This window comes from Aeromonas jandaei, from assembly GCF_037890695.1.
GTDB lineage: Bacteria > Pseudomonadota > Gammaproteobacteria > Enterobacterales > Aeromonadaceae > Aeromonas > Aeromonas jandaei.
Map to the genome: position 1 here is coordinate 3,636,361 of NZ_CP149571.1, position 22,480 is coordinate 3,658,840.

18 protein-coding genes, 3 tRNA genes and 3 pseudogenes are annotated in these 22,480 nt (G+C 55.9%); all 24 read right to left on the reverse strand.

Annotated elements, in window-relative coordinates:
* Positions 1 to 8 precede the first annotated feature (8 nt).
* The 24 genes and pseudogenes from WE862_RS16920 to msbA all read right to left on the reverse strand — a co-directional run bounded on the left by WE862_RS16920 (position 9) and on the right by msbA (position 22,294).
* Positions 9 to 707, reverse strand: coding sequence for a DUF2931 family protein (locus WE862_RS16920; protein WP_042031148.1), 699 nt, complete (start codon positions 705 to 707; stop codon positions 9 to 11).
* Entirely contained in the window at positions 707 to 3,310 is a 2,604-nt protein-coding gene (locus WE862_RS16925) for a phospholipase effector Tle1 domain-containing protein (protein ID WP_082035457.1), read from the reverse strand. The genes WE862_RS16920 and WE862_RS16925 overlap by 1 nt, the downstream gene beginning before the upstream one ends.
* Entirely contained in the window at positions 3,310 to 4,104 is a 795-nt protein-coding gene (locus tag WE862_RS16930) for a DUF4123 domain-containing protein (protein ID WP_042031149.1), read from the reverse strand. The genes WE862_RS16925 and WE862_RS16930 overlap by 1 nt, the downstream gene beginning before the upstream one ends.
* Positions 4,101 to 6,143 (reverse strand): type VI secretion system tip protein VgrG, encoded by a 2,043-nt coding sequence (locus tag WE862_RS16935; protein WP_042031150.1) that lies wholly within the window; start codon positions 6,141 to 6,143, stop codon positions 4,101 to 4,103. The genes WE862_RS16930 and WE862_RS16935 overlap by 4 nt, the downstream gene beginning before the upstream one ends.
* Positions 6,144 to 6,154: 11 nt before the next feature.
* Complete coding sequence (locus WE862_RS16940; protein ID WP_042031151.1) at positions 6,155 to 6,442, reverse strand: type VI secretion system PAAR protein; 288 nt, start codon at positions 6,440 to 6,442, stop codon at positions 6,155 to 6,157.
* A 184-nt stretch (positions 6,443 to 6,626) separates the two neighbouring features.
* Positions 6,627 to 7,145 (reverse strand): type VI secretion system effector Hcp1, encoded by a 519-nt coding sequence (hcp1, locus tag WE862_RS16945; RefSeq protein ID WP_042031152.1) that lies wholly within the window; start codon positions 7,143 to 7,145, stop codon positions 6,627 to 6,629.
* Between the two features lie 518 nt (positions 7,146 to 7,663).
* Complete coding sequence (locus tag WE862_RS16950) at positions 7,664 to 8,347, reverse strand: START domain-containing protein (protein WP_318780488.1); 684 nt, start codon at positions 8,345 to 8,347, stop codon at positions 7,664 to 7,666.
* Between the two features lie 508 nt (positions 8,348 to 8,855).
* Positions 8,856 to 10,931: pseudogene (locus WE862_RS16955) on the reverse strand (DUF927 domain-containing protein).
* A gap of 123 nt (positions 10,932 to 11,054) precedes the next feature.
* Positions 11,055 to 11,315 carry a hypothetical protein gene (locus WE862_RS16960; RefSeq protein WP_042031153.1) on the reverse strand — a complete coding sequence of 87 codons (261 nt, stop codon included), beginning with the start codon at positions 11,313 to 11,315 and terminating at the stop codon, positions 11,055 to 11,057.
* A gap of 195 nt (positions 11,316 to 11,510) precedes the next feature.
* The gene (locus WE862_RS16965; RefSeq protein ID WP_082035458.1) at positions 11,511 to 12,005 is read right to left on the reverse strand and encodes an ash family protein; all 495 of its coding nucleotides are present in this window, start codon (positions 12,003 to 12,005) and stop codon (positions 11,511 to 11,513) included.
* A 14-nt stretch (positions 12,006 to 12,019) separates the two neighbouring features.
* Positions 12,020 to 12,433: a hypothetical protein gene (locus WE862_RS16970; protein ID WP_156128718.1), complete on the reverse strand. Its 414-nt coding sequence runs from the start codon at positions 12,431 to 12,433 to the stop codon at positions 12,020 to 12,022.
* Positions 12,434 to 12,443: 10 nt separating this feature from the next.
* Positions 12,444 to 12,653 (reverse strand): helix-turn-helix transcriptional regulator, encoded by a 210-nt coding sequence (locus tag WE862_RS16975; RefSeq protein WP_042031156.1) that lies wholly within the window; start codon positions 12,651 to 12,653, stop codon positions 12,444 to 12,446.
* A 243-nt stretch (positions 12,654 to 12,896) separates the two neighbouring features.
* Positions 12,897 to 13,979: pseudogene (locus WE862_RS16980) on the reverse strand (tyrosine-type recombinase/integrase).
* Positions 13,909 to 14,106 carry an Arm DNA-binding domain-containing protein gene (locus WE862_RS16985; protein WP_339058649.1) on the reverse strand — a complete coding sequence of 66 codons (198 nt, stop codon included), beginning with the start codon at positions 14,104 to 14,106 and terminating at the stop codon, positions 13,909 to 13,911. The pseudogene WE862_RS16980 and the gene WE862_RS16985 overlap by 71 nt, the downstream one beginning before the upstream one ends.
* Positions 14,107 to 14,367: 261 nt before the next feature.
* Positions 14,368 to 14,454: transfer RNA gene (locus WE862_RS16990), tRNA-Leu, on the reverse strand.
* 41 nt (positions 14,455 to 14,495) lie between these two features.
* Positions 14,496 to 14,569, reverse strand: a tRNA-Cys gene (locus WE862_RS16995).
* Positions 14,570 to 14,604: 35 nt separating this feature from the next.
* Positions 14,605 to 14,680: transfer RNA gene (locus tag WE862_RS17000), tRNA-Gly, on the reverse strand.
* A 180-nt stretch (positions 14,681 to 14,860) separates the two neighbouring features.
* The gene (gene pgsA, locus WE862_RS17005) at positions 14,861 to 15,415 is read right to left on the reverse strand and encodes a CDP-diacylglycerol--glycerol-3-phosphate 3-phosphatidyltransferase (protein WP_041208501.1); all 555 of its coding nucleotides are present in this window, start codon (positions 15,413 to 15,415) and stop codon (positions 14,861 to 14,863) included.
* A 223-nt stretch (positions 15,416 to 15,638) separates the two neighbouring features.
* Positions 15,639 to 17,493: pseudogene (uvrC, locus tag WE862_RS17010) on the reverse strand (excinuclease ABC subunit UvrC).
* 129 nt (positions 17,494 to 17,622) lie between these two features.
* On the reverse strand, positions 17,623 to 18,267 hold the full coding sequence (gene uvrY, locus WE862_RS17015; RefSeq protein ID WP_033112896.1) for a UvrY/SirA/GacA family response regulator transcription factor: 645 nt from the start codon (positions 18,265 to 18,267) through the stop codon (positions 17,623 to 17,625).
* A gap of 212 nt (positions 18,268 to 18,479) precedes the next feature.
* Positions 18,480 to 19,229 carry a 3-deoxy-manno-octulosonate cytidylyltransferase gene (gene kdsB / locus WE862_RS17020; protein WP_042031159.1) on the reverse strand — a complete coding sequence of 250 codons (750 nt, stop codon included), beginning with the start codon at positions 19,227 to 19,229 and terminating at the stop codon, positions 18,480 to 18,482.
* Positions 19,226 to 19,414 carry a Trm112 family protein gene (locus WE862_RS17025; protein WP_005347033.1) on the reverse strand — a complete coding sequence of 63 codons (189 nt, stop codon included), beginning with the start codon at positions 19,412 to 19,414 and terminating at the stop codon, positions 19,226 to 19,228. Before WE862_RS17025 ends, kdsB begins: the two co-directional genes overlap by 4 nt.
* 121 nt (positions 19,415 to 19,535) lie before the next feature.
* Positions 19,536 to 20,531 carry a tetraacyldisaccharide 4'-kinase gene (lpxK, locus tag WE862_RS17030; RefSeq protein ID WP_042031160.1) on the reverse strand — a complete coding sequence of 332 codons (996 nt, stop codon included), beginning with the start codon at positions 20,529 to 20,531 and terminating at the stop codon, positions 19,536 to 19,538.
* Entirely contained in the window at positions 20,531 to 22,294 is a 1,764-nt protein-coding gene (msbA, locus tag WE862_RS17035; protein ID WP_042031161.1) for a lipid A ABC transporter ATP-binding protein/permease MsbA, read from the reverse strand. Before msbA ends, lpxK begins: the two co-directional genes overlap by 1 nt.
* Positions 22,295 to 22,480: the final 186 nt, after the last annotated feature.

Here is a 22,480-nt window from a genome sequence, read left to right on the forward strand (position 1 = left end):
ACAAGTCATCATTGCACTGGGTCAGTATCTGTCTTGGGTTGAGCGGCGCGGTAAGCGTCCATGATCGGGGCCCAGTCCATGCCATTGGGAACTGGGTATTGCTTGAATAGCTCACCATATTTCTTGTCAAAATCATCCATTCCATATTGGCGTGCTACCGGTACTTTCTTGTCATACCAATCATCGGTTACCTCTTCGGCTATGCCGCGGACAAGCAGTAGGTCAGGACTGAGCTGCAATCCTCCTCCGGTTAATATGACCTCGAAATAACCACCAGGAGCCAAACCAAAATAGAGGCGATTTCGTCTATCATGACGCCCTTCAATCAAATACACCTGACGCATTTTCTGCTCTAGATCGATAGGTAAATCTACCTTGATGCGGTATCGTTTTCGATCATGGAACGAAACCATCTCAATCACGGCTTTATCGGGTACGGGTACACCGTCTGTCGGCAGTCCTCCACCACCAGCCCAGTAATACTTTTTATTGATAAGTTTACTCTGCAGAATGCCAGCGTTGCAGCCCCCTCCTGGATAACCCACCACCTTCTTACCTTGCCAGTAAAACTCTGCTTTGGTTGTACAAAAACTATCAACATTAGAGCCTGTACCATAACGCCAAGAAAAAGGTTTGATCTGTGTATTCGCAGCACAAGCCAACAGAGGACAAAGCAGGCCAAGCACTAATATCCATCGTTTTAACATCATGACACCTTGTTCCCTATCAGTTCGCGCCTCTCTTTACTAATACTCGTTTCGTCTTTATTGGTATGGGCCGGATTTGCAATGCCCTTGTTGCTGGCACTGTGGTGGAGATAGTCACGACGCAAGGCACGGTAAACATCGGGCGATAATTGATGAGCCAAATTCTTAGCAACCTTCTGTTCGATGGCGGATAAGGCCCAAAGTTTATCCAGCGCCTTCAAGTCAGCCTCTGGCCGCTTGATAGAGAGCGGCTCAAGCTGCAATGCCCTATCATCTGGCACCCACGCTTTAAACGGCACCCCCACAGCTCGGCCCGCCTCAACCATCATATGTAACGGAATTCGGGAGTATTCCCCCTCAACTACCCTGCTCATCAGCACTTCTACATAGACCGACTTTTTGCCGGGACCTATGCTATTTTTCCCCTCGGGACGCCGGAACGAGTAAGGTTTCAGACTGATCGCTCCCAGCGGTGGCACGGCGCCACGAGACAGGTTGGGGTTGATACGAGTGACCCAGCCCAACGTTCGTTTCTCTTCGGCATACGCCTTAGCTTTTTGATAGGCAATGCTCTCGGCATCTGGTGTTATAACCGTTTCCACACTCATAAAACGCTCCAACTCAATGCACTCGATCAGGGCTGGATCGCTGTTGGGATTGCTCAAGCTCCAGCGGCTATAATAACCGCCACCTATGTCTGAGTGAGCCCCCGGTAGCGCCAGCTCAGTAAAGTGATCAGGAGTGCTGGTGCCGGCAGCATCTTCTGTAATTCGTGATAGTGGGAAGTATTTGCGAACTTCATCCAACGCGGTGAGATGTACCACCCGCTCTGCACAATCCGCTTTTAGTTGAATATTGACACTGCGGTTGTAAGAGGAAACAACGGTATCGAACAGCCCCACAAAGGTAAAGCGCACATCGTCGCGGCTAGCCCAATCAAATCCTGCCTTAAGGCGAATATCCGGGCTATTCGCCATAGCCTGCACCAATGGATGATCGGATTTTTGGTCGACAGTATTAACAAAATGGCGAGCAGCAGCGGCGCCCCGACTAAAGCCAAAAACATCGAATACGATGCGATGGATGCAGCCGATACTTGGTAAAACATCACGGAGATCATCTTGAATCCCCATCAGAATTGTATCTGTGCAAGCTTGCGTCACCTTTCCAATGATGGAGGTGTTTTCTCCACCAAAATCGAGATCAAAGCCTTGGGTCAGGGTATCGTCCGAACGATATTTAGGGCCATTTTTTCCCGCAATAGGATCGCGAGTTCCAATACCACTGATATAGGCTCTCGCACTCAACGTTTCTGCGCCAAATAAATATTGGTCATTAAGTTTCCAAACATTGGTTACGTCGTTAGCCGAACTCCCTTCAACTGGGCTTTTCCCCATCTGGCAGCCCCGTAGCTCTTTCTCACGCTGCACAGGATCTGAGCAGGTTTCCAGAAGCCACTGCTCTACTTTTTGTAGCCCCGCCTGGGCGTTGTGGGTGTTGTTACCTGTGCCGTCAAAAAACACCCCAATCCGCAAGATATTGATCTGATAGCTTTTAACTTCAATCACATAGGAGTGCTTGGTGATAAAGCGCGGCGGCTGGGCCTGACCGACTTTGTGTCCTTCCGGTAGCGGCTGTTCAGGGTCAGTAAGGCAAAGGTCGCCAGTAGTTACTTTGACATGCTCGCGCTTTACATCGTCGTGACCGAAAAGTTTGTCGGTATAAGCGGGAACCTGGCTGGTTTCGCCCTCTTTCAGCGCTTCACGGGACTGAGCTGCTTTAAGCCATGACTTGGTTTCCAGCTTGACTGTCACCGGCCCCACGGCAAAGCCCTCCACCAACGTCGGGCCATTTTGCAGCGTCACCGTCTTGGCAGTGCCGGTGGCATCAGTCAACGTGGCTTTAAGCCCTTGGAATGAGTGGTTGTGCTCATCACGAACATCTATTTCAATCCAGCAATTATTCTTCTCGCAGGGAATGCAGTGAGGACTAATACCCCCGGCAGCATGCTGTTCTTTCGGCTCTTTTTTTCCGTAACCGAAGCAGCTCAATAAAGAACCTGATTTATCCTTTGAGGATTTATATTGATAAGGGTATGCATTTGCAGAAGGGGTGGCTGTAACACGGCTATTTTCAACCCTCTTGATAAATACAATGTCATTTCCTTTATCTGTGCGACCATACACCTCAACTGAAGCAATATTTTCTGCACTAACACCGCCTTTAGCAAGCCATTCGCCCTGGTGTTTGAACCTCTCTGCAGTACTCTGGAGCGAGCTATCTTTATTCTTTTTGCTGGTATAACTTAAGCTGTGGTACGCATTGAAAAAGCGAGCATCCGGTATAATTTCATAAATGTAGATAAAGTCCTGCTTGCTCATGAGCAAACCATCTTTAGCCCAATGCTTTTTCAGGAATTCAAGATTATCTGAGGTTGCAAGAAATGCAGATGTTCCTTTTTTGCAGCTACTACCATTCACATGGCGATAGATATCATCATCAGTTCCACTGATTGGCATCCCATTGCTAAATACCTCATCTGGGCTTCTTAAATCGCTCCGGTAAACCCGTGTGGGAAGATTGCTTAATTCATTTTTGGGCATTACGCGGCTCCTATCAATTCAGGATGTTTGCTCAGCCAGTTATTTACCTGAGCCATCTCTTCGTCGTTAAGCATCAAGGGTGCTCTGATGGCATCGAGTGACATGCGTGCCTGCAATGAGATCGCCCCGGCCACAGCGCCATCGCGAACATCACCTTCCAGCCCAGCTTGATTGACTTGTTTGAGTACACGCGCAATGGCTGCCTCCGGGTTAGGATGACGCGTCATCATATCCTCCATCCGTTGCCAGAGGTGGCGAGAGAGGATGTAGGCGTGACGGCTTTCGTCATACAGTTGCGCCAGGTGGTGAGACTGAATGCGAAACCAGGGGGCTTGGCGAGGGGTAAATGCGGCCTCAGGCGAGCGTTGCCACACACTGTCGGTGGCCCAGAGGCTTGAGCAGGGCCCCAGCACATCATCAAGCTCCTGCTGGCTCATGGTGGCAAGCATCTTGGGAAAGACCCGGCTATCGGCATAGCGCAGCCACATCACATCTCCTTCAAAGGCCACTTCTATCAGGCTTTGCCAGTGCTGCAGGACGACATCAATAGCGGCATCGCTCGCGACATATACGCCACCCAACTGTGGGTGGGCAGCAATAAACTCGGGAGTCGGAGATGGGAATAGCCAAGGACCTTGTTCTGCTTGGTCTGCAAACGCAGTGCCGGCAAACAAGGGAATAGCGTTTGCGCCACCATGGTTGCAGTAGTCCGCCACCGCGGTGGTATCGAGCGCAGCATCGACGATAGCAAACAGTTTGCCGGGATATTGGCTGCGCCATTCTTGAAAAGTCATGCCTTACCTCCTTGGGCAAAGGGGCAGGGTTTCACCAGCGGAGCCATAGACTCCATGCTTTTTTGAATGGCGCTCGCAGGGATAGTGGCAGGCGGTGCGGGTGGTACCTGGACTGAGCCAGGCAAGTTAGGCATCTGACCTGCCCAACCAGAGCCTGCTCCCGGGCTCCCCCCGGAGTTCATCTTGATGCTGGAACCGGCCAGGGTCACGCCGCTTGGGTCAACTTTCACAAAACTGCCGCCAACCTTGAGGGTCAGCTCGGAGCCTGCCTCCAGCACAATCTTGTTACCAGCCTTAATGTGGACCTCTTGGTCTGCTTCAACCAGCAGCGACTGCCCCAGTTTCTGGTGAAGTGATGTGTCTACCGTGAGGGAAAAGTCGCCCTTGATGTGATCACGCTTCTCACCCTCCACCGTCAGGTGGTCATTGGCCTTGATGCGGGTCACGCGCTCATTGTCGATATCGGTGTGCTGGTCATGTTTGATGTGCCAAGCGGCATCGTTTTCGATAAGCGCGTTCAGGTCTTTCTGACCGTGGATGTAAATCTCTTCCTGCCACGCCTGGTCTTCAAAACGCAGCTCGTTGAAACCTTCACCCTGGTGGGTTTCGGTGCGCAGCACAGTGCGGGTCTTGTTGGCGGGTAACTCGTAAGGCGGTCGGTTGGTGGCATGGAAGGTACGGCCCGTCACGATGGGCTGGTCGGGATCACCTTCCAAAAACTCGACAATAACCTCGTGGCCGATACGGGGGATGGCCATCATGCCATATTGGCCACCGGCCCAGCCCTGGCTCACTCGCACCCAGCAGGAGCTCTGGTCGTTGGAGCTGCCATATCTGTCCCACGGGAATTGCAGCTTCACCCGACCGTGCTCGTCGCAGTAAATCTCCTCGCCCTCGGGCCCCACCACGATGGCGATTTGCGGGCCGTCCACCATGGGTTTGTGAGGTGCTTCCGGAGTGCCGATACGGGCCCGCCAGGTGGTGCTTGCCTTCACCACGCCAAATTCGTTGTGGTAGACGGTCGGGCCGCTGCCGCCCTCTTCCTCCAGCGCCTGCGGCTGTTCACCGGTATGGCGGATATGGACGATTTGCCAGTCGGTGTTGAGGCTGCCGTTGGGGTGTTCGGTCAATGAAAAGTACTGGCCCGGCAACAAGGCTGCGCTGTTGGATTTGCCACTGCCCGCTACCGCGTCATTACGCAGCGCATCGAGCCGGTGCTGGGCAAAGGCCTTGCCGCTCGGGTCCTGCTTGTAGCGGCCCGGGTAGTCAAAGTGTTGATAGGTATCGCGCTGATGCGAAAGCTCTGCGCCCTGCTTCTTGTGGAAGAGGCCATAGGCCGGGGTCTTGAAGCTGTAATCCTTGAGCTCTACATCGCTTGGCCGCACTGCCTCGCGGTAGTGGAACTGGCGCACGTAAGGGCCTTGTTCCAGCGAGCGGTTGCCAAGGTTGAAGAAGAGCTCGGGGCCTGCGGTCAGGGCTGCTGCTGCGTCGGCAAACACGATGCGGTGTTTGCCTGCTTCAAATTCGTGGAAGTAGAACAAGCCCTCTTCGGCTGCGAGACGATTCACGAAATCGAGGTCGGTCTCACGATACTGGACGCAGTATTCCCGCTGGGCGTGCTCGTTCTTGAGCGCAAAGGCGTAGTCGGTAATGCCATGCTCTTGCAGCAGGATACTGAGGATTTCGTCAGGCTTCTGCGCCTGGAAGATACGGGCGTTTTGGCGCAACCCCAACCGCCACAGAGCCGGTTTGACCTCAAGGCTATAGCGGGTACGGCGAAAGCCGCTGTCCCCTTGGGCAAACTCGCTCACCACCCCGCACAGCCTGCGCTGCAGCTCGCCGTTGTACCACACCAACAGTTCACAGGGCTGATCCAGCACGGCACCAAAATCGATATCTGATTGCTGACTGGCAACCTCGAGGTGAAGGTTAAACGGGCTGTTCAGCCCCTCATCCAGCTTGAAGCTGGCAACCACAAAGGTACTGTCAGCCAGCGCACCAACCTTGACGGTGAATTGTAATCCTGTGCTCTGTGCCATGACCTTGTTCCTTATCCTGCCTGTCCGCTACCGGAACCAATCACCACGCCACCACAATCCACTGCCACGCCTGTGACAGCGATGGGTTTGCCGTTTACCAGCACCGAGCCGACCCCATCGGCAATGGCGCGGGGATGAGGCGGGTTGTTGGGCTTGTCATGAGGCTCCAGCGGATCGCCCTGACGGGCCACAGGTTTACCATCGAGGAAAACATCAGGGCTGGCGGCTATCACCGGGGTCGGTGGAAAGCCATCGTGGTCGGTGCCGATGTCACCGAGCAGTGCAATGGAAGGACACATAACTGAAACCTCTTGTGTGCTTTGCCATCACTCCGCCCCGAACCTGAAAACAGGGGGATGGCAAAACATAAAAGCTCCGGCAGCCAAAGACTGACCGGAGAAAACGCGGGCTGATAGGCCGGCTGCACACCGGCCAGACAGTACAAGATTTACTACAAGGAATTCCAAAATAAGAAAGGGAGGCTTAGGCCTCGATAGGCGCACGCCAGTCGTCAGCACCAGAGGTACCGGCAACAGTGTGCTCCCAGTCAATCTTGCGGTACGCCAGAGAAACCTGGATAAGCTGGGTGAAGTCAGACTTCGCCGGGTCCTGGCAATGCGGCATCTGGCAGTCGATGTCAACAATGGTGGCATCGGTCAGCACGGTGGAGAAGAAGTGCTCCTGCTTGCCTTCAACGGAGGTGCGGTACCACTTCAGGGTCACTTTCGGCAGCATTTCGCCGGAGGCCAAGGAGTTGTACATCAGCGGTACGGCTTTGTTCAGGGCAACGGTGAACTTGAACGGCTTGTGGACACGCTGACCAGCCGGCTGACCGGATTGCGGGTCGGTCGGGACAGTCACAACGTGTTGGAACTCTTGTACCAGCATCTCGTCTTCGTGACCTTCTACGAAGATGTTGCCGACGGAATCAGAGGTGAAGGCACCGGCAGTGATGTTGCCCTGAGTTTTACCTTCAATGCTGATATAACATGGAGTTGGCATGTGTATGCTCCTAAATAGATTGGTTAAATGAGATAGCACTCGCCCAATCTTTAAGCAGTGACCATGCCACTTCACTTAATTCTTATTTATCATGCAGTTATGTGAACGTCTATTTTGTACACCTCATTTCTCCGCAATACTTTGCTTCAATCAGACAAATCCGCTAATAAAAGTGGCGCCTTGAGTGATTACGTTCACTTACTGCGCAAGTTATTGCCTCCTGCAGATCGATTGCACCATAGACTGTTGTTGATTATGTATTCTTACTTTCTCGACTCTGCTATTGACGTAATAGCGCTCCTAACTTGTTTAGGCTATCCGATCCTTTAATGAAAAGTGTGATCGCACGCGGGTGCGAGGCACATAAACGCAGCTGTTCTGTACTTTCATACCGGCATTACTTTTTAAGTCTCGACGCCAAGACCTGTGTGGCTGAACAGGTAAATACATACCTTGTCTTGCGCTTCCTACAGCAGCTCATCTTCACCAGTTGGTGGGTAAATTATCCCCTTATGGGTTTAAGAGCACGGGTGAGCTGGTTTGGCTTCCATTAACTGACGAATTGCTTTAAAGCTCCGTACTGCAGCCTTGGTCGCGACAGGATTAACCAGCCAACCAGGCAGATTATCACCGGGATTTGTATAGCTCTGAAGACGGATCAGAGTTGAGCCATTTGGCTGTGGTATCGCTTCCCATACCCCTTTACTGATGCGAATCCGCTTAAATCCCACATGTGGCACCAGTACATCGGGAACAGCCCAAACCTTTAAACTCAGTGTGCAATCCACGGCTCTGGTCAGCAGAGAGCGAGTGATCAACTCCCGGTCTTCTAACGGCCAAGGAGCAGAAAGCAAGGTGTAGACAATATCCTCATTGGCGGATGGTCGTGCGAGCAGCCGCACTTCACGGCTTTCTGGCAACCAGACTTGATGGTTTTCGGTATCCCGTAACACATCGAGTAAGGTCAATGGCGAGGCAGTCACCAACATCTCCAGCCTCATCTCCACAAACGAGCCAGGCGGATGGGGGCGGACCCACAGTGTGACCCCCTCATCTTGCTGCTGGAGTAACCATGTTTGTGCCCAGCAGACTTGAGCAAAGAGTAATAGGGCTATCAGCCAGTGTTTACGCATAGATGTTACAGCCCTAATAGAGACCTTTTTAGAGGCTAGTTGGTCGATATTTTCTTTCACGCCTGACATAGGCAATCTGTCTGGTTTTGGATCAAAAAAAACACAACCTGAGGGAAGGGTTCTCGATAAAGAACAAATTACACTCTGCTTCTCTTATATACAGCTCCCCAGCAAAATGCCTTCCCGACAAACGTGTGATCTCGATCGACTGATTGCATTTTATATATGAAAAAACGGTGGCTACAGTGGCTACAGTGGCTACGCGGCTACAGCCCCCCTCTAGGCCGCATCATTGCTGGGTTTGTCGTGTAGCCACTACTCAAAAAAGTGGTGGCTACAGCCCCTTTTTTTAGCCACTGTAGCCATTGTGTAGCCACTAAAAATAAGCCTAGTGGCTACACCTCTATCCCTTGATACATAAGGCACACAGCGGTGTTTTATTGTGGTGTAGCCACTGTAGCCACTGTAGCCACTGTAGCCACTGTAGCCACCATTTTTGCTTGTTCTTTCACGCGCGCGCACGAGGCCGAAATGGAAAGGGCCACACTCGGTGGCCCTTGGCTCCTGCCAACTGGGGTTAATCGTCCTCTAAGCCATCTCCTTCATCACCCAATACTCTCTCTCCAAGCACATACACCCTCATCCCCTTCCCCATCCCCGGCAATCTGACCTGTCGCTGTAACCGCTTCTTGTCTTTGCCAGTGAGAAGATAACCGGCCTCAAGGCACAAGATGGCCGGTGGTTGGCGTCGAACCAGTCAGCAAAACGTGTGAACTGGTGGGCAAAGACAAAACCACGTACCTGCATCAGGGTGGCTGCGTCCTCCTGATTTCCCAGGTGCCCCCGTTCTGCCAGCCAAGCCTTGAGGCAGACCCTCACCGCCCTGATGGCTTCTCCCTCTGGCCAGCCGGTCACACCCAATCGGGTAGCCAGCTCCCCAGCCGCAGCTACCAACGCAAACCGGTTGATGGCTCGCCCTACCTGATTACCCGTCCCCTTGAGTGTCAGCTCGGCAGCCAACTGCTTAATCTCAGCCCTCAACCGCTCTCTGTGTTCATCTATCGCCTGGGTCAGGGCTTGCGCATAGATGCGAAAAGCGATGCCATGATGCTCTTCTGAGTTGGTTTTCAGGGTGTCGGCAAAACTCCGGCCGCCATCCATGTCATGAAGCCATTCAAAGGAGCCATCGTGCCCGGTATCGCTGGGGATCTGGATAGTCCGCACCTCCATTCCGGCCTGGGTACTCTTCCCAGCACTGGCGGCATGCTGCCTCAAGGCTCAGCTCACCGGTAGAGAGGAATAGCAACCGCCAGGCTTTCAGCTCTCTCAGCTCGCCCAGTTCATCCAGACAGAGCAGGGCATCATTGCGCCGGCTGGCGATCCCCTCGATGGCGTTGCCGGTAGCCCGCCAGGTTTGGGCATAGCGGTCCGGGTGACCATAGACACTGGCGGCCGCCTTCATCACGGTGGTTTTACCATCGGTACTCTCCCCCTTGAGGTGAAAGCCTCCGCCCTCCATGCCGACCAAGGAGAGCAGAGGGGCCGCAAAGGCCAGGGACAGCGCAAAGCAGAGCCGAGAGTTGCCCACGGCCAGCCCTGCGATCCCCTGTTGCCAGCCGGTCAGGGTACCGTGCTCAGTAAAGTCGCTGCTGGTGTAGCCGGCAGTCTGCAGAATGACCCGCTCGGCATCCGGCCCAATAGCGCCCCCTGGCAGCACATAAGCCTTGCCATGCCATCCTGTTCGCTCGACACAGGTGATACGCCGCTTTGGTTGGCAGCTCATCAGGTAGGCCGCCAGCCTGCGTTTGTGGCTGAGCTCGATAAAGGGCAGCCCCGCATCCAGTAGTGCGGCAAACACCTCTTCACCATTGCGCGGTACCAAGGAACGCACAGGCATGGCCCACTGGCGCACGCGCCCGGCACTGTCTCGCCACTCGAGCAAGCGGCCATAGCCTCGGCCTTGCTCATCGGAGGTTTCAGCCAGCACGTAGATGGGGCTGGCAATTGGGAGCCACTCTTGCCGGGCATCCTCCCCTCTACCGACCGTCGTCAGGGCACACAAACGCGAGCCTCTGACCTCAAATCCAGCCGGTGACGCTTGCCCCTCCTCTGACTCACCTTTCACCAGATGAAGTGGGGCTACATTGACCATCCAGGGCGCTTCATCGGTGTTTTGGGTCACCTCCAATGTCTGTTCGAAAGCAACGATATCCACCAGCGGCCAAGGCTCAGCATTCTGCCCTTGGTAGCCACGATAGATCTCAGCCCTCGGAGCTTGCTCACGTAGAGCCATGATCAATCGTTTGGCTTTCTTAGAGTGCAGATTGCCATACTGGTGAACGATGACCCGCTTGGTGGCATCACGATCTGCCATTTTGTAAAGCTTGCCCCTTTCGTCCAGTTGGGCTGGCCCCACGTACAGCACTTGCTCCGGTTCGAGCTCTGGGTCAATCGGGTTGTCTGCTGCTATCGCGTCATTATGAGCACGCTGCAGGGTCGCCCTGATGCCAGCATCCCTGCTGGCTTGTTCACCGGTGTGGATCACGACAACCTGCAGGTCATCCAGGTCTGCAAACTTGAGGAAGGCACCGGCCCGGGATGGAGGACTACTACGATTCCCGGAACCAACAGTTCTTTGGAATACCGTTGTCATTGCATCTCCCTCCGCTTGCTCTCCTTGGTCAACCGCTTGAAGAGTTCTCGTAGCACCGCGGGGCGAAGTGGATTACGTGATAATTCGCACCACATGCGGCGATTTAGAGTGTTGAGCAGTCGCTTACTCATGGCATGTCCCTCCCAGCAAAACGGTAACCAGCTCCTTGAACGCCCGCTCATCCAAGCCGGCTTTCAGCTCCCGAGCCTCTTTCGCGGTGATCGCCACTGCGGCGCCCAGGGTCTGGGCAATAAAACGATCACGGTCATTTCGGCAGAGGAAGGCACTCAGGGTACCCCGCTGTGAACGCTTCCCTGTTCTGGGGTTAGGTGGGCCAATAAAGGTCGGTGGATTCGTGCCATTGGCCCATGCGAAGTAAGTCATGACAACCTCCTTTGGCAGATAGCAGCCTCGCTACGCAAGGCATCAAGCAGAAATCGAAACTGTGTTCGCTCCTGAATGCTGAGGTCGGTTTGTTCTAGCAGCGCCTCAAACTGGTCGAGCAAGGCGTAAAGAGGGAGTGGATAAATGAGGTTCATACGATGAGCCCCCCATCAGGTGGGGTAACCCGGTAGGTGGTCATGCAACAGGGAGGGTAGTGCAAAGGCGCCAAAGTGCGGCCGAGTGACACGGATGAACAATCAGGGATCTGAGTCGGCTAGATAAAGCCTGGGTGGGGACAGTAGCCATAATGGCAGCCTCCGTAGTGGTCAGATTTTCTCTGCCACCAGAAGACGCCAATCTAAGTATGGTGGCAGCCCGGACAAGGTTGGCGTAACTGGTCACTACGGAACCCAGCGCCCCTTGCGAGGCCCTCGCCCGAACCGCCATAACACAGCTGAAGCTGCCAAGCGGATATAGCGAAGCAGCCCCAAGAGATGAGGGTCGAGTACCGACAAAAAACCACGCAAGAGCGTGGGTCGGCTCCGTAGATAGTTTCGAGACGCCAATCTCGGCAACGGATTTTGCCGTTGCAGGGCGAATCGTACCCCGTTGAACATTGAGGAACAAGCCCACATCTTGGGATTTGGGCAAAGCTTCGCTCTGGGCAGTGAGCCCATATTGTTTTTTCATGGCATACCTCGGAATTAAGCTGCAGGAGGGAGGGGGTTGGATACAGGTGTACGAGCACACAGAATGGCAGCGTAGTCATCGTCCAAAGGGGTTGCTTGCCTCTGGTATCGCCAGTGGTTGACCAGGGCCACTAGCTTATAGGCTTGATCTCGGTCGGCTAGCCAATAGCGCTTGAAGCGGGTGGTCCCGCCGCCGCAGTGCTGGTGTTCGAAAAACGCATCGGTGATGTCTATCCCGTGGTTTCGACGGAGCAAGCCAATGCTATTGCGCAAGTTGAGATCATGGAGTCCAGCCAGGCCAGACAAGGCACTGACACCCTGAGCCCCCTGTTCCAGCAAGTGGAGAGCAACCAATTCGTACTTGGTGATATGCTGACCCTGTTCAAGCTGGGTCGAACCATTCATGATGCGGCCTTTTTCTTTTTGCATCTTCCCCTCCTTAGGCAGCTTTGCCTTGAGCATTGATCCACTCATGAACATCTTCACAGCGCCAGGCAGTGACTCGCGCACCCAACTTGATTGGCTTAAGGAATTTTCCTTCACCAACCATCCTCCACAACGTGGACTTGCTGAACGGCAATGGACCCACCTTGCTGGCCGTCGTTACCAGTTGTGCCTCTCGAATAAACCCTGTTTCTGGAATTTTCATGTGTGCTCTCCTGAAATGAAAAAGCCCGACACAGTGGTCGGGCTTAAGGGGGGTAAACAGTTATCGATAATGAATGGGGGTCAGTTTTGGTTTCGTCTCCTCCAATGCAAAAACCCGGCACGATGGCCGGGTTTGGATATGAAAAAGGCCCAATCTCTAAAGAATGGGCCATTATGGGGAAATCCATACGTTGGTGTGATAACGAGTCAAGCAGTCGCGTAACGTGTCACATCCTCCTGCTACCTACCCTACTCTATTGAAGTTCACAGGACGAACATTGCTGCCCTGTTGTGACTCATAGAAATCAGCCAGCCACTGCAATAGCTTACGGCGGTCATCAAGGTACTCAGCCCGGTGATAGGCCGCCCGAACCTTGTTACGCTCAGCATGGGCAAGCTGGCGTTCGATCACATCAGGGTCAAAGCCCTCCTCATTGAGGATGGTGGATGCCAAGGCCCTAAAACCGTGTGGTGTGGCAATTCCTTTGTAACCCATTCGTCCCATAGCATAACTCAGAGTGTTTTCGCTGATGGGATTGGTCAACTTCCGTTCACTCGGGAACAACAGCTCACAATGTCCTGATATCTGACGTAGCTCCTCAAGTACAGCAAGAGCCTAACGGGAAAGAGGTACGATATGAGGTACCCGCATCTTCATACGTTCAGCAGGGATCCGCCATTCTGCTCGCGCCATGTCGAACTCATCCCAGCGAGCAAAGCGCACCTCACCAGGGCGAGTCATCGTCAACATCAATAGATGGATAGCTAGACGAGTTGCAGGATTCAGTGGCTCAGCAGCCAAGCGCCGGTAAAACTCCGGTAAGTCAGCACGTGGAAGTGCTGGACGGTGTTCTTGCTTGGTAGCCCTTAGCGCTCCTTTCAGGCCTTGGGCTGGGTTGTAGCTGACCCGCCCAGTCTGGATGGCGTAACGCATTACGGAACTGATCCGTTGCAGCACCCGCCCAGCAGTTTCTGTAGCTCCCCTAGCCTCTATCTTGCGCAGAGCATCCAACATGATCGGCGCTGTTAGTTCTGCTACCGGAACTAGCCCAAGATCAGGAAAAGCATCAGCTTCCAAAGACTCTATAACTCGCTGGGCATGGATTGGACTCCAGCGAGCTAGCTGACTCTGGTGCCACTCCCTGGCAATGACCTCAAAGCTGTTCTCGCTGGCAAGCCGGCTGGCCACCTTGCTCTGCTTTCGAGCAAGACTTGGATCGATGCCATCAGCCAGCAGCCTCCGTGCTTCCTCTCTCTTAACCCTTGCTTCTTTCAAGGAAACCTCTGGATAGACACCTAGCGCTAGGCACCTTCTCCTTTCCACCACAGCGGAACTTGAGGCGCCAGTACTTCCCCGATGAAGTTATAAGTAAAAAGAGTCCCTTTTCATCAGACAGCTTCTGCTGCTTACCAGTGAACTTGGCTTGTCGAGCTGCGGTATCAGATAGCGGCATGGGGGTATCTCCCGATTCAATTGGGGGTACATGACAGACGCTGGGGGTATAAGCCTCCACCTCACAGGCCAGGAATGGCGCGGGATTGCGGGCATGTGGGGGTACTTTTTATCCCTGTGGGAACATGTACCCCCAAAAGTACCCCCAAACTAGGGGGGATGTCATGAGGCCTTATGATACGACGAGAGACAACAAAAAACCCGCAAAGCCTTTAGCTATGCGGGTTTATGGTATGTCTTGAGACTGTATGAAACTATAGTTTGGTGCCCGAGGCCGGAATCGAACCGGCACGACGCGAACGTCGAGGGATTTTAAATCCCTTGTGTCTACCGATTTCACCACTCGGGCACCGTAATCGGTATCAAGCTCGCGCCGCGGGCTTGTCAATATGGAGGCACGTTCCGGAGTCGAACCGGACTAAACGGATTTGCAATCCGCTGCATAACCGCTTTGCTAACGCGCCATGCAAAAGAGAGTTGGCTCTCTATTGTCTGAATTTGGAGCGGGAAACGAGACTCGAACTCGCGACCCCGACCTTGGCAAGGTCGTGCTCTACCAACTGAGCTATTCCCGCATCGGTCTGGCTGACTGCCTGACTACGAGGACGCATTCTAGCGATGTTCCCCGCCCAGTCAACCAGAAATATTTAATTAACTGATCGTTCGGGCGTTTTTTGCCCTTTTTGCACACTTTTAGCGCCTTTGGCCGTTTCTTGTCTGAAATTGCGAGAAACAGCCTGTTACTGCCTGATAACTCAGAAGCTGGAGTGATGGGTCAGATCGCTCCAGGCCGCCTTCATGTACTGGAACATCGACCAGAAGGTAAGCACGGTAGCGACATAGAGCAGCACGTAGGCCAGCCATACCATCCAGACGTTGTACTGCCAGATAAGACCGGTCAGCGACACCATCTGGATCATAGTCTTCCACTTGCCAATCCAGCTCACCGCTACCGAGGAGCGCTTGCCGAGCTCAGCCATCCACTCGCGCAGGGCGGAGATGATGATCTCGCGACCAATCATGGTCATGGCGGGAATGGTGACCCAGATGGTGTTGTAGTGTTCAACGATGATGACCAGTGCAGTGGCCACCATGATCTTGTCGGCGACCGGGTCGAGGAAGGCACCGAAGGCGGTGGATTGATTGAGCTTGCGGGCAAGATAGCCATCAAACCAGTCGGTGGCAGCGGCCAGAATAAAGACGATGGCAGCGGCCAGATAGGACCACTGGTAAGGCAGATAGAACAGGATGACGAAGACGGGAATGAGCAAAATCCGGAAAAACGTCAGCATGTTAGGTATGTTTGTCATTATTTTCAGCCACTTCTTGTACGTCGCTACATAGTGCGCCAAAGCCGATTTGCGATGCAACCGCACTGACGCCCGTCTTGGTCTTTTTTAATCCATCAACCCTTTCGCAATACCGCGCCATTATGGCATTTACGGCCCCCCTGCGTCACGGCTCTTGTGCATCAAGGAGTTAGCGAATGTTCCCGGTTAATCATCTCATGAAAAAAACAGTGTCATTCAACACTCAGGCTGAATGCAGGCCATCGTGGATGGCCTGGGCCAGCTCCTGACTGATGCCGGGCACCTTGGCCAGTTCATCCACACTCGCCTTTTTCACCTCCTGCAAACCGCCCAGATATTTGAGCAGTGCCTGACGCCGCTTCGGCCCCACTCCCGGAATATCCTCCAGCGTGCTGCTGGTGCGGGCTTTGGCTCGCCGTGCCCGGTGGCCGGTAATGGCAAAACGGTGGGATTCATCGCGAATATGCTGAATAAGGTGCAAAGCGGGCATATCTGCCGGCAAATGCAGCTCTTCGTGACTCTCTCCCATGATCAGGGTCTCGAGCCCGGCCTTACGGGTCACCCCTTTGGCAATGCCCACCAGCAGCGGATATTTGCCGCCGAGGAACTCCAGCTGGCGCGCCAAGATCTCTTCGGCGCGGCGCAGCTGGCCGAGGCCGCCGTCGATAAACAGCACGTCCGGCACCTTGTCCGGCTCCTGCTGTTTGCCAAAACGGCGCTCCAGCGCCTGCTCCATGGCCGCGTAGTCATCGCCGCCGGTGATGCCATCGATATTGAAGCGGCGATATTCGGAGGAAAGCGGCCCCTCCCGGTTGAACACCACACAAGAAGCCACCGTGCGCTCCCCCATGGTGTGGGAGATATCGAAACACTCCATGCGGGCAATGGGGCGCTCCAGCTCCAGCAGCTCTTCCAGCTGGTCGTAGCGAGCGGTGATGGTGCTCTTATGGGCAAGCCGCGAGCGCAGCGCCGTCTCGGCATTGATGGAGGCGAGCTTGATGAAACGGGCCCGCTCGGCACGGGTACGGCTCACCACCCGCACCTTGTAACCGGCGGTCTGACTCAGGGTCTCGGCGATGACGTTCTCATCTTCCAACGCCACGTCGAGCAGCACCTCGCTCGGGATCTGCCGTCCCCCCTGCCCCGACAGATAGAACTGCAGCAGGAAGGATTGCACCACCTCGTCAAGCTGGGTATCGGCCGGCACTTTCGGGAAGTAGCTGCGCGAGCCGAGCACCTTGCCCTGACGAATAAAGAGCACGTGGATACAGGCCGCCCCCTGTTCGAAGGCGACCCCCACCACGTCGAGCTCGTCCAGCACGTTGCCGCTCACCGACTGCTGTTCGGTGACCCGACGCAACGCCAGGATCTGATCCCGATAGCGGGCCGCCTCTTCAAAACGCAGATCGCCGCTGGCGGACTCCATCTTGCCCACCAGCTCGCCTATCACCTGCTGGTTCTTGCCCGCCAAAAAAAGTTTCGCCAGCTCCACCTGCTGGGCATATTCGGCCTCGCTCACCAGTCCGGGCACGCAAGGAACCGGCGCAGCGCTTGAGCTGATAGAGCAGGCAGGGACGGGTGCGGTTGGCGTAGACCGCATCTTCGCACTGGCGCACCGGAAAGATCTTCTGCATCAGGTGCAGGCTCTCGCGCACTGCGCCGCCAGAGGGGTACGGGCCGAAGTACTCCCCCTTGATCTTGCGGGCACCGCGATGGACGCCGATGCGCGGATGCTGGTGTGCGGTAATGATGATCCAGGGGTAGGATTTGTCGTCCCGCAGCAACACGTTGTAGCGGGGCTGGTACTGCTTGATCAGGTTGTGCTCGAGGATCAGCGCCTCGGTCTCGGTGTGGGTGACGGTGACCTGGATGTCGGCGATCTGGCGTACCAGAGTACGGGTCTTGATGCTGTCGACATTGGCCCGAAAGTAGGAGGCGAGCCGTTTTTTCAGATCCTTGGCCTTGCCCACGTAGATGACGATACCGCCGCTGTCATACATGCGGTAGACGCCGCTCTGGTGCGTCACGGCGGCGAGAAAGGCTTTGCTGTCAAAAAGGGGCTCGGGAGAGAGGGTCATCGGCAACTCGACTCAACGGATGAAGGCAAAAAGACGGGGAGAGCATACTGCGCCCACTCATGGAAATGCAAAAGGGGGCTAAAAAAGCAAAAGGCGGCAGATGCCGCCTTGGTGACCACACGACCCCGGTTACAGGGTGTCGGCATCCAGCATGCCGTAGCGAATGGCCAGATGGGTCAACTCCACATCACCATTGATGCCCAACTTGCTGAACAGGCGGTAACGGTAGCTGTTGACTGTTTTCGGGCTCAGGTTGAGCTGCTCGGAGATATCGGTCACCTTCTGCCCCTTGGTGATCATCATCATGATCTGCAGCTCCCGCTCGGAGAGGGACTTGAAGGGGTTCTCGTCCGCCGAGGCAAACTGGCTCAGTGCCATCTGCTGGGCGATCTCCGGAGAGATATAGCGTTGACCGGAGTGCACCAACCGGATCGCCTGAATCATCTCGTCCGGCCCGGCCCCCTTGGTCAGGTAACCGGCAGCGCCAGCCTGCATCACCTTGGTCGGGAAAGGATTTTCTGAGTGGATGGTCAGCACTATGATGCGCACATCGGGGCGGATCCGCAGAATTTTGCGGGTCGCTTCCAGACCACCAATACCCGGCATGTTCATGTCCATCAGGATCACGTCCGGATGGTGCTGACGACAGAAAGCAACTGCATTTTCGCCACTCTGTGCTTCGCCTACCACCTTGATCCCGCGAACATCTTCCAGAATGCGTCTTATCCCTGTACGCACCAGCTCATGGTCATCGACCAGGAATACATTTATCACCCAAACACCCCGTTTTTTATCTCGTTTTGGCCGCCCGGTTAGGGTTAACAGGGCGTCTTGCATCATAACCAAACTCGCCGCTTTGGCAAACCATGCACGCCAAAAGTTTGATAAAGCGCATTTATAGTGTTTGTAATCAGATAATTATCGAGATACTCAAAACAAAAAACGGCGTCTTGCGACACCGTTTTTCTTATCTTCAGCCTGCCGGATCAGCCCGCCAGGAAGGCTCGCACCTTCTCCAGATCGGCCTGGGTATCGACACCCACCGGTGGCGCTTCGAGCGCCTGAGCCACGTGGATCTTCTCCCCGTACCAGAGCACCCGCAGCTGCTCCAGCGCCTCGACCTGCTCCAGCACGCTCGGCGCCCAGTCCACATAACGCTGGATAAAGCCGGCGCGGTAGGCATAGATGCCGATATGGCGCTGATAGTGGTCGCCAATCTGCTCATGGCTGTTGGCAAAGCGATCCCGATCCCACGGGATGGTGGCGCGACTGAAGTAGAGGGCGTAGCCATCCTTGTCAGTCACCACTTTCACTGCGTTCGGATTGAACGCCTCTTCGGCATCCCTGATCGGTACCGACAGAGTCGCCATCGGCGCCGTGGCAGCGGCCAGATTGTCCGCCACCTGACGAATGATAGCGGGCGGAATGAGCGGCTCATCCCCTTGCACATTGACGATGATGGTATCGGCGGCAAAGCCGTAGTGACGGCACACCTCGGCCAGACGCTCGGTGCCGGACTGGTGATCCGGTGAGGTCATGCACACCTCGACGCCGGTGCTCAGCAGTGCCTGCTGCACCCGCTCGTCATCGGTGGCAACGATCACCCGATCGGCACCGGATTGCAGCGCTTTTTCCACCACGTGCTGCACCATGGGCTTGCCATGGATATCGGCCAGCGGCTTGCCCGGCAGCCGGGTGGATGCGTAGCGGGCCGGAATGACGACGACGAAACTCATGACGGCAGCTCGTCGCTATTGAGCGGACGGGCGCGGTTCTCCAGCAGTACCGGGATCCCCTCCTCCAGCGGATAGGCCAGCTTGTCAAAGCGGCAGACCAGCTCATGCACGGCCTTGTTGTAGTGCAGCTTACCCTTGCAGACCGGGCAGGCGATGATGTCGAGCAACTTGATGTCCAAAGCCAAAACGATACTCCTTCAACGATGTCGCGCTGGCGGCTTCATCACGCCAGCGATGGATGTCGAGCAACCAGCTATTCCATACGGGGCATATCAACCCCCTGCTCCCCCGCCGAGGCGAGAGAGATTAATCTTGCGCCCTGATCGCGCCCTTCCCCTTTGTCCCCAGCTTGTGCAGCAGGGCATCGAGCAGGGAGGCGGGCAACTCGGCGCTGACCGGCAGATACCACCAGTTATCGAGGGCAAACGGGCGACATTTGACCGCATCCTTTTCGGTCATCAGCAGCGGCTTGCTGGCAAAGCGGCCCACCAGCTCATCCCGGTCGAAGGGGTGATGATCGCCGTAGGCGGCCTGCTGATCCAGCTGGTAGCCGAGCCCTTCTAGGGTGGCAAAGAAGCGGGGCGGATGACCAATCCCCGCCAGCGCATCGACCGGGCCTGCGAGAGGGGCCGCCAGCGGCGCATCATCGCATACCCGACGCGGCGTATCGGCGACCAGTTGCATGGGGTACTCCCCCTTGCCCGGCTCGCCGCCGTTGCAGATGATGGCGTCCACCCGTTTGAGCCGGGTGACCGGCTCGCGCAGCGGCCCCATCGGCAACAGGCAGGCGTTGCCGAAACGGCGCGCTCCGTCCACCACCACCAGCTCGATGTCGCGGGCCAGCGCATAGTGCTGCAGACCGTCGTCGGTGATGATGATATCAACCTCACCGCTCTGCTCCAGCAGTCGTACCGCATCGGCCCGTTTCGGGGCAACCACCACGGGGCAGCCGCAGCGCCGGGCTATCAGCACCGGCTCATCCCCTGCCTGCGCCGTGGTGCTGGCGGCATCGAGCCGATAAGGATAATGGGGCGCCTTGCCGCCATAACCACGGCTCACCACCCCGGGGCGATAGCCGCGTGCCTGCAACTGCTCCACCAGCCAGACCACTACCGGGGTCTTGCCGTTGCCGCCCACCGAGATATTGCCCACCACGATCACCGGCAAGGAGGATCGATACCCCTTGCGCCAGCCGTGGCGATAGGCGTAGCGGCGGGTGCCGCTGATGATGGCAAACAGCAGGGCAAAAGGGGCCAGCAACCAGCGCCAGCCACTTTTGCGATACCAGAGCCGTTCCAGCATCAGGCCTTGTTTCCTGCATTGCCAAACTGAATGGCACGCAGCTGGGCATAGGTGCCGCGCTGTTCCATCAGTGCTGCGTGGTTGCCACGCTCGACGATATGGCCTTCGTCGATCACCAGGATCTCATCCGCCTTCTCGATGGTGGAGAGGCGGTGAGCGATCACCAGCGAGGTACGCGCCTTGCACAGCTCGTCAATAGCCGCCTGAATGTGGCGCTCGGACTCGGTATCCAGCGCCGAGGTAGCCTCATCCAGCAGCAGAACCGGCGCATCGCGCAGCAGGGCGCGGGCGATGGCCACACGCTGGCGCTGACCGCCAGAGAGGGATGCACCGTTCTCGCCAACCACAGTGTCGTAACCGTGGCTCATCTTGCTGACGAATTCGTCGGCATGGGCGATGCGGGCTGCCTGCTTGATCTCGTCGAGGCTGTATTTCTCTTCTGCGGCGTAGGCGATGTTGTTGGCCACCGAGTCGTTGAACAGGTGAACATGCTGGGAGACCAGCGCGTACTGCTTGCGCAGCTCGCTCAACTTGTATTCACGGATGTTGACGCCGTCGAGCAGGATCTCCCCCTGATCGATGTCGTAGAAGCGGGTCAGCAGGCTGGCAATGGTACTCTTGCCTGAGCCGGAACGGCCCACCAGCGCCACAGATTTACCTGCCTCCACTTTGAAGCTGACGTTGTGCAGCGCCGGGGTGTCCTTGGTCGGGTAGGTGAAGGTGACGTTGCGAAACTCGATCTCGCCACGAGCACGATCCAGAGTGCGGGTACCGGTATCCTGCTCCGGCTCGGTGTCGAGCAGCCCAAACAGGCTGTGGCAGGCGGTGATGGCGCGCTGGAACTGGTTGTTGACGTCGGTCAGGCTTTTCAGCGGCTTGAGCAGCATCATCATGGAGGTGATCATGACGGTGAAGGTACCGGCGGTCAGGGTGCTACGCACGCTGTCGACAGTGGCCACATAGAGGAAAGCGGCCAGCGCGATGGAGGCTACCATCTGCACTACCGGGCTGCCGATGGCATCAGCCGCGACCATCTTCATGGTCTGCTGGCGCATGTTGTTGCTGACCTGGAAGAAGCGTTTCTCTTCCACCTTCTGGCCACCAAACATCAGCACCTCTTTGTGCCCCTTGAGCATCTGCTCGGTGGAGGTGGTGATATCACCTACCGCCTGCTGGATATGGCGGCTGATCTGACGGAAACGGCGGCTGATAAGGCCGATGATGATGCCCACCAGCGGGCCCACCACCAGGAAGATCACCGACAGCTGCCAGGAGTGCCAGAACATCAGGCCGAGCAGGCCGACCACGGTCGCCCCTTCCCGCACCAGGGTCACCAGGGTGGTGCTCGCCGCCGAGGAGACCTGACTCGCGTCATAGGTCACCTTGGAGAGCAGGTGGCCGGTGTTCTGGCGGTCGAAGAAGCTCATCGGCATCGCCACCATGTGATTGAACACCTGCTGTTGCAGACGCATCACCACGTGGTTGCCAACCCAGGCCATGCAGTAGTTGGAGAGGAAGTTGGCGACACCGCGCAGGGCCACGATGCCCAGAACGAAGAAGGGCATCCACTTGAGCACGGTCGGATCGTTGCCGTTGATCCCCTGGTCGATCAGCGGCTTGATTGAGTAGACGAAGGTGGTGTCGACAGCGGCATAACCCAGCATGCCGATGATGCCGCCGATCAGGCCAAGCTTGCGGTCACGGACATAACCGAGCAGGCGCTTGAATACTGGCCAGCTACCTTGTGAAGTTTCTTGTTGCATGAATAGCCGTTGGTAATGGAAATGACGGGGTATTCTAGCCAAACAGTAGACATCCACCAAGCGCCACCATACAGATAGCAGGGATTCGCCCCCCAAATCAGGGATGAGATGCCTTCATCACGCCCCGATTATCCCGCGTATTCGCCTTTTCATAAGACGGCCGGCCATGCCACGGCGCACGCGGGC